The 8,200-nt window shown below is 59.0% G+C and carries 4 protein-coding genes; 1 reads left to right on the top strand and 3 read right to left on the bottom strand.

Annotation, left to right across the window (positions count from 1 at the left end; all coding sequences use genetic code 11):
* Positions 1–575: 575 nt before the first annotated feature.
* Positions 576–3,926, bottom strand: a complete 3,351-nt coding sequence (locus ACFOTD_RS33440) for a discoidin domain-containing protein (RefSeq protein ID WP_378124337.1) — start codon at positions 3,924–3,926, stop codon at positions 576–578.
* A gap of 218 nt (positions 3,927–4,144) precedes the next feature.
* Here ACFOTD_RS33440 and ACFOTD_RS33435 point away from each other — a divergent pair, with 218 nt between their 5' ends.
* Positions 4,145–5,320: an oxalate decarboxylase family bicupin gene (locus ACFOTD_RS33435; protein ID WP_378124336.1), complete on the top strand. Its 1,176-nt coding sequence runs from the start codon at positions 4,145–4,147 to the stop codon at positions 5,318–5,320.
* On the opposite strand, the gene ACFOTD_RS33430 is transcribed toward ACFOTD_RS33435, so the two are convergent.
* Positions 5,317–5,652: a nitrite reductase (NAD(P)H) small subunit gene (locus tag ACFOTD_RS33430; RefSeq protein WP_378124335.1), complete on the bottom strand. Its 336-nt coding sequence runs from the start codon at positions 5,650–5,652 to the stop codon at positions 5,317–5,319. The genes ACFOTD_RS33435 and ACFOTD_RS33430 overlap by 4 nt on opposite strands.
* A 12-nt stretch (positions 5,653–5,664) precedes the next feature.
* Positions 5,665–8,112, bottom strand: a complete 2,448-nt coding sequence (nirB, locus tag ACFOTD_RS33425) for a nitrite reductase large subunit NirB (protein WP_378124334.1) — start codon at positions 8,110–8,112, stop codon at positions 5,665–5,667.
* Positions 8,113–8,200: the final 88 nt, after the last annotated feature.

The raw sequence follows: 8,200 nt of genomic DNA, 5'->3' as shown, positions 1-8,200 counted from the left end.
TAAATTCCATCTCTTCACAATCCTCGTTTGGGTTTAACTACTAATTCTCGATGGGTATGCTTAAATCCCTTCTAGGTTAGAAAAAAACAAAAAATCCCCCCGCCGAGGGGGGGACCTAAGTAGTAACTGAATTTTAAGCTTTAAGCTAATTATGAAGCCAAAATAGACAAATAGGACGAAACAGAGGAATAACCTGCTTCGTCCCATTTGTATTTGTAATCTCTTAAAACGCGAAGAACTCAGATCGAGATACTTGCAAAGCAATGCGGCATCCGTGAGGGAAAGAAGCTCTGGATAGAGCTACATTGCCAGGCCGACGTACATTCCGGAGCAAAGAGGTTCTGGACAAGACTACTTAGCCAGTCTCACGTACCATCAGTGGCAAAGAGTTTCTGAACAGGACTACTTAACCAGGCTCCGGCATCATCAGGGGCCATGAGGTTCTGGATAGGAATACTCAACCATTCCACCGCCAACCTGATTCAAAGAGGCGCTGGATAGCGCCTCCTATCTAGTCCGCACCACTCTTCAATCATCTAAACTTTTGAGTCGCCCATCTTCATATTGTCGATTATTTAAGTCCCCATGCCGTAGTCCGGCGATCCGTATACCTCGACTTCCACGTAATGCTGCGAAGGGTTGTTCTGATTCCCGTTCGCCCACAAACGGACGTACCTGGCCGTGGTCAACGGGAAGCTAACCGTCTTGCCGGCGGCATTATCCGCATACAACGCATCCGTGCCCGCGCCTTGTCCGGCCGTATTGTCGGCATCGTTGTTGAAGACGGTCGTCGTTGCCGATGCCGGGAACGCCGGATCGTTGGATACCTGAATAATGACGTCATAATAGATCCTGTCAAAGGTAACGAAGTGCCAGACCTTCACCTGATCGAGCCTGTATTTCTGTCCCAGGTCGAGCTGGATCCACTGCGGGCTGGCAGGCCCGCTCACAGGGCCGTCTTGATTGGCGAAGGCGTCGAACAGGCCGTTGGTGATTCGGAATTTATTCCCGACCGCGCTGCTGCTGGTGATGCGGGATTCGGGTACGTTCAACGCTACGTTTTTACGCCCCTGCAGCGGCGACGTCGGCGTAACGGCCGGGACGCCCCAAGCCTGCACCTCCGTGTAGTGCTGCGTGTTGTACTTGGTATTGCCATTCGACCAGAGCCGGATATACCGCGCATTCGTTTTTGCGAAAGTGATGTCTTTGCCTGCCGCCGTCTCCGCATACTCGGCGTCCGTCCCGGTCCCCTGCGCGGCCGAGTTGTCGGCGTCGTTGTTGAAGACGGTCGTCTTGGTCGCGAAGGTCGAATCGTTGGACAGCTGCACGATGACGTCATGATAGGTGCGAACGTCCGCCGCTGTATAGAAATGCAGCAAGTTGATCTTATCCAGCTCGTAGCTGCGGCCCAGATCGATCTTGACCCATTGAGGACCGGTATCGTCCATGTTGGAGAATGCCGCAGTAGAGCCGTCGGTCAGCCGTTCGGGGAAGCCGAGCGCGCCGCTCGCCGTGATCGTCGTTTTGCCGAGCGCCTGGTTTTTATAGACGCCCGGATTGTAATCCGTCATCACGAACAGCCCGGTGTCGTCCGCATAGGCATTGCCGGTCGCACCGGCCGCTCTCCAGATGCGCACTCTGGCTGAGGTGTCGGTCGCCCCCGTCGTAAACTCGACTTCCTTGCGCACGTACTGGTTCGCCGTGCTTTGAGAGACGTCGATCGCTGCGCCGCCGTAATTGAGCACGCCTACGTTGATCGCCTGGCCGCCCGTGTCCGTATAAACCCAAGCGACGAACTTATACTTGGTATTCGGCGCAAGCCCCGTAATCAATTGCTCGACGCCGCCCCCGGCTCCGAGCTTTAATCGCGTCCGCACGCCGCGCTTGCGGAAGTCGGAGTTGGCATACGTGCCTTCGATGTTGCTGTCGGTCGCGGTAGCCGTCGACGGCGAAGTCGTCCATGGCGTCCAGCCTTCCAGCAGTTTCTCGAAACCGCTATTGTATACCAGGTTCATGTAAGGCGTCACGACCGGATTGTAGGAAGTCGGCGCAGTCGCGGACGTTCCGGCCGTCCAGTCCGTGCCGCCATACTCGTAAGCCCCGGCGTCCGGCGCGGCATCGATATAACCGTCCGTGATGCCCGGAATGACCGCCCCCATGTTAACAGCCGTCGAGTTGATATTCAGCCGGTAATTGTTGTTCGCGGCATTCGCGAAGTTGAGTCCGTCGCCAGTAATGATGTTGAAGCCCCGGACCACGTCTTCCGTCAGGGACGCCGCGTTGGTGAGAATGTTGTTGAATACGCGCGTGCCGTACAGCTCGGTCTTGTACGGGCTGGACGAATCGCCGCCGTAGCCGATGCTGGCCGTCGGGTTGTTCACGATCGTATTGTTGTAAATGAGCTTGTAGTTGCCAGGCGTGTTCATTTGGATGCCCACGTCATTATTGTAGATGACGTTATGATGCGCGACGACGTTTTCGGTGTAGTTGTCGAAATAGAGCCCGACGCGCGTTTCGTTCGCCGTGCTTCCGTGAACGGCATCGTGAATCAGATTGTGATGGATGTTGCTGTTGCCGAGATCCGTGCCCCACGCGTAGATCAAGGCGCCGTCGCGGGACAGCCACATGCCGTTGGAGATATCGTTGTAGGAGATCTCGGCGATCCCGTTGTTCCAATAAATAATGTATCGGCCCGAATTTTCCATCTTATTGCTGCTGATGACGTTGTTCGTGCCTGTCGACAGCTTGAGCAGCGGATCGTAAGAGGCCATGTAGCTGCCGTCATGAATGTAATTGTTGACGATCCGGTTGTTGCTGCCGTCGATGTTGATCAAAGTACCGGACGAATAAGCGATCGTACTGTTCTTGATCTCGTTGTTGTTGCCGACGATGGCGATGCCGCCGTTGAGCTGATCGGGATTCGTCGTGTTCTGGGAATAGTTCGAGAAATACACGTACTCGGCTTTTACGCCGTCCAGCAGGTTGTTGTTCGAGCCGTTCATCGTAATGTTGGCTGCGAACGTCTGAATGCCGGCAAGCTGGATGTAGTTTTTACCGTTCAGGTTAAAGGCGGTTTTGCGCTTTTTGACTTCTACGTTGGTTGGCGCGCCTCCGCCGGGCGCCCACAAATACACCTTCTGGGCGGCTGCGTCGACGTACCATTCGTTAGGCGCGTCGAGGGCCGCGAGGATGCCGCTGAGGAAATAAGTGCTTCCCGCCTTCGGATACAGCGCGTCATAATCTCCGGTTATCGATGCGTAAGTAAGTACGCCGGTCGAGGCGTTATAGCTGTTGACCTGGCTGGTCATCCCTTGATACGCGTTGCCGCCGCGCACCCAGATCTTGGCGCCGTTCCAGTTCACCCCGGTCGAGGTCAGATCCGCGTCCGTGATCGTGTTCAGCCCGCCGTTGTCGGCCACCGCTGCGCCATTCATCAGTCCAGGCAGGTTGTAGGCGCCGATGTTCGGCCACCGCGCCTCCCAGAGCGGGGTCACGGTCGTGCCGTTTTTAATGAACAGCTGATTTTCATTGCCCGGGAGCGTCCCGGTAAAATTCGCAACATAAATATTGCCGCTGTGCACGCTCCAGCCGCTGATCGGCTCGGTGCCGCTGACGACGACCGTCGCGCCAGCCGCCGCTTCGAACCGGATCGGCGCGCCAGAGGTGCCCGTATTCGTAGGCGTAACCGTTTCCCTGTACGTACCGGATTCAATGATACACGTATCGCCGCCCGTCATGACCGCCGCGCACTGGCTGATGGTCTTGAACGGACTGGCGGTCGTCCCTGCGCCCGTCAAACTGCCCGATGTTGCCGACACGCGGTACGTCGTTGCCGCGCTCGCGCCCGGCGGGGGCAAGAATCCTACCGCCAGCGCCAGCACGCTTGCCATGCTGAGCGTGCGAACCCAAATGGATCGAACCGACATCATACTGCCTCCTCTAGGAGTTGAATTTTTGTTACACCCAGAACATAGCAGGAAAAAGAAGAAAGGAAAGTGCAAGATCTGCACTTTCCTCTACTTAATCGAAGATTCGGAATGCGATATTTGAATCGCGCGATCGGACATTCGGCCGCACATACGATCCAAGCCGGCATTCATACATATGAAGGATCAGGAAGCAGCCAAAGGGAGTGGAACGACTGATGGACGATCAGAAAAGAAATTTGCCGACCGGGCCGATCAAGGTGCCGCAGCCGGTTCGCAAGGACGGCGCAGGAGGACCCGACTTCGGGCCTCGCGACGTGCTCAGGGATCTGGAAAATCCGGATATGCTCGTCCCGCCGGCAACGGACGCCGGCTTGCTGCCTAACATGAAGTTTTCATTCTCCGACGCGCATATGCAATTGAACCGTGGCGGCTGGTCCAGAGAGATCACCGTGCGGGATCTGCCGATCGCGACGACGCTCGCCGGCGTCAATATGAGCCTCGTCCCCGGCGGCGTGCGCGAGCTACATTGGCATCAGCAGTCCGAATGGGCCTATATGATCTGGGGCTGCGCCCGCATCACGTCGGTCGACGCGCAGGGTCGCAACTTCATTGCCGACGTGGAAAAGGGAGATCTGTGGTTTTTCCCCGCCGGGCTGCCGCATTCGATCCAGGCGCTTGCGGAAGGCTGCGAGTTCCTGCTCGTCTTCGACGACGGCAGCTTCTCCGATCTCAATACGCTGTCGATCTCGGACTGGTTCGCGCACACGCCGAAGGACGTGCTGGCGGCGAACTTCGGCGTCCCCGAATCCGCCTTTGACGGCCGGCCCGACAATCAGCTGTACATTTTCGAGGACCGCGTGCCCGGACCGATCGCCTCTGAAGCCGTCGAATCGCCTTACGGCGCCATCCCCCTCTCCTTCAAGCACAAGCTGCTCGCGCAGGAGCCGCTCCGGACGCCGGGAGGCAGCGTGCGGATCGTCGATTCCTCCAATTTCCCCGCCTCGAAGACGATCGCAGCCGCGCTCGTCGAGATCGAGCCCGGCGCGATGCGGGAGCTGCACTGGCATCCGAATAACGACGAATGGCAGTACTACCTGACCGGCCAAGGCCGCATGACCGTATTCGGCGGCAACGGCATCGCCAGAACTTTCGACGTCAGGGCGGGGGACGTAGGATACGTGCCGTTCGCGTTCGGCCACTACGTGCAAAATACGGGAACCGAGACGTTGTGGTTCCTCGAGATGTTCCGAAGCGACCGGTTCGCAGACGTGTCGCTGAACCAATGGATGGCGCTCACGCCCAAAGACTTGGTCCAGGCGAACCTGAACGCAACGCCGGAGCTGCTGAATGCGCTGCGCAAGGTCAAGTGGCCGGTCGTCAAATATCCTTAAGGACGGCCGATATAAACGTCCCCGTCTACGAGACGGACGGGGAATACGGCAACCTGACCGCGGTCCGGCGCCTGCACGGCGCCGTCCGCCAGGCCGATGCGCCAGTCGCAGATCGGATCGAACAGCACGCCGCCGGACACGATGCCGTCGACGATCGTGCCGCCGCGAGGGCCGGGACTCCGATTTTCCAGCGCGAAAATATCGCCTTCCGTCGTTTTAAATACGGCAATCTCCGATTCGCCGAGCCGCACGAGCTTGCCCATGCGCTCGGGGAATTGCCCGACGGTACCGGCCAGGCGATAACCCGCCGCTACCAGTTCTTCTTTTGTCATCCTCTTTCCCTCCTAATCCTTCGGTCCGCCGGCCGGTATGCGAATCTCTCCGAACAGCCGCTCGCGGAGGTTGGGATTATCAAGAATTTCCTGCCAAGGCTCCCTTACCCGTTCGAGGGCGGCTTCCATCCGGTCCGCGAGCGTCTTGCGTCCTGCCGCATCCTCGACGATAACCGCCTTGACCTTGTCAAGACCGATCCGCTCGATCCAATCCGACGTACGCTCCAGGTATTTCCCCGTTTCCCGGTAATACTGCATGAACGCCGATACGATCTCGATCAACTCGTCGTCGGTCTTTACCTTGCAGAGCAGCTCGGCCAGACGGGCTTTGATGCCGCCGTTGCCGCCGACATAAATCTCCCACGCGCCTTCGTTGCCCACGATGCCGATATCCTTCGTCGACGACTCGGCGCAGTTGCGCGGACAGCCGTTGACCGCCATTTTAAACTTGGCAGGCATGTCGAGCCGCTCGTACTTTTTCTCCAGCACGATGCCCATGCCCATCGAATCCTTTGTTCCGAAGCGGCAGAACTGCGAGCCCACGCAAGTTTTAACGGTGCGAAGCGCCTTGGCGTACGCATAGCCCGAAGGCATCCCCAGATCGGACCAGATGGCAGGCAGATCCTCGCGCTTCACCCCGAGCAGGTCAAGACGCTGGCCGCCCGTCACCTTGACGAGCTTGACGTTGTACTTCACCGCGACGTCCGCGATCAGCCGCAGATCCTCCGGCGTCGTGACGCCGCCGTACATCCGCGGCACGACGCCGAACGTGCCGTCCTTCTGAATGTTGCCGTGCATCCGCTCGTTGACGAAGCGCGAATCCTTTTCGTCCGCGTGCTCCTGCGGCCAGATCATGCCCAAGTAATAATTGAGCGCCGGCCGGCACTTGGAGCAGCCTTCTTTATTATTCCAGTCAAGGGCGTAACGGACTTCTTTGGACGTGATGAGTCCCTTCTCCTTGATCGCCGCGACGACTTCGTCCCGGCTGAGCGGCGTGCAATCGCAGATGCCCGCCTGCTTGGCTGCCGCCGAGTCGTACTTGTCGCCGAGCGTCAGCTTCAGAATCTGCTCGACGACCGGCTTGCAGCCCCCGCAAGAACGCGTCGCGCCCGTGGCGAGCTTGATCTCGTCGACCGTCGTCAGCTCGCGCTCACGGATCGCGTCGACGATCATTTTTTTCGTGACGCCGTTGCAGCCGCAAACGATCTCCTCGTCGGCGAGCTCCGCCGCGCCCGCGCCCGCCGGAGCGGCGGCCGTCCCCATGACGATCGCATGATATTCGTCGTTCATAACCGCGCCCGTGCGGATCCATTGCTGGAGCCGCGCCGACTGGCTGCTGTCGCCGACCAGCACGCCGCCGACGATGACGCCGCCGCGGATCAGCACCTTCTTGTAGATCCGGCGCCATTCGTCGTGCATGCGAACGACCGTCAGGTCGGATGCGTCCATGAACTCGCCGGCCGAGAACACCTCGACGCCCGAGATCTTAAGCTGGGTCGAGACGACCGAGCCGGCATAAGGAGCCGTATCGACGCCGCACAGATGCTTGACCAGCACGGCGCCCTGTTCGAACAGCGGCGCGACCAAGCCGTAGCTGACGCCGCGGTGCTCGTTGCATTCGCCGACCGCGTAGACGCCATCGGCCGACGTGCGCAGCAGGTCGTCGACGAGAATGCCGCGATTCGTCATGATGCCGCTAGCGCGGGCCAACTCGACATTGGGCCGGATGCCGACCGCCATCACGACGAATTCCGCCTCGAGCGTCGTGCCGTCTCCGAACCGAATCCCGCTCACCCGTTCGTCGCCCAGAAATGCCTCCGTCTTTTGCCCCATCGCGAACTTCAGCCCCTGCAGCTCGAGCTCCTGCTGGAGCAAATGCGAAGCCGTCGGATCGAGCTGGCGCTCCATCAGCTCGCCGAGCAGATGCACGACCGTGACATCCATGCCGAGCTTCAGCAGACCTTTGGCCGCTTCGAGGCCGAGGAGTCCGCCGCCGATGACCGCCGCCTTGCGGTACTTGCCCGCCGCCTCGAGCATCGTCTCGCAGTCCGCGATATCGCGGAAGCCCACGATCCCTTGCTTGTCCGCGCCCGGAACGGGAAGCATGAACGGCTTGGAGCCGGTTGCGAGAATCAGTTTGTCATACGGCGTGGCTGCGCCGTCAGAGGTCGTGACCGTTTTTGCCGTCGTATCGATCTGCGTCACCGTCGTTCCGGTATGGAGCCCGATGCCGTTTTCCGCATACCATTCCCGGCTGTTTAAGATAATCTCGTCGATCGACTTGCTCTTCTCAAGTACGTAGGAGAGCTGGATGCGATTGTAATTCGGATAGGGCTCGCTGCCGAAAACCGTGATCTCGTAAGCGTTCGGAGCCAGCTTGAGGATCTGTTCGACCGTGTTGATGCCTGCCATTCCGTTCCCGACGACGATGAGGCGCTGACGATCGTTTCGTGGTTGCATGGCCTGACTTCCTTTCGCTGCCACAGCTCTCGCGACACACGTTCGCTGCTGCGTTCGCGGCCGATGGACTGGGCATTTGGCATTTTTC

Origin of the sequence: Cohnella sp. GCM10012308, from assembly GCF_042649185.1 — a bacterium.
In the GTDB taxonomy this organism is placed as follows: domain Bacteria; phylum Bacillota; class Bacilli; order Paenibacillales; family Paenibacillaceae; genus Cohnella.
Note: the sequence above shows the minus strand (reverse complement) of the source record. Positions and strands in the feature narration are given on the sequence as shown.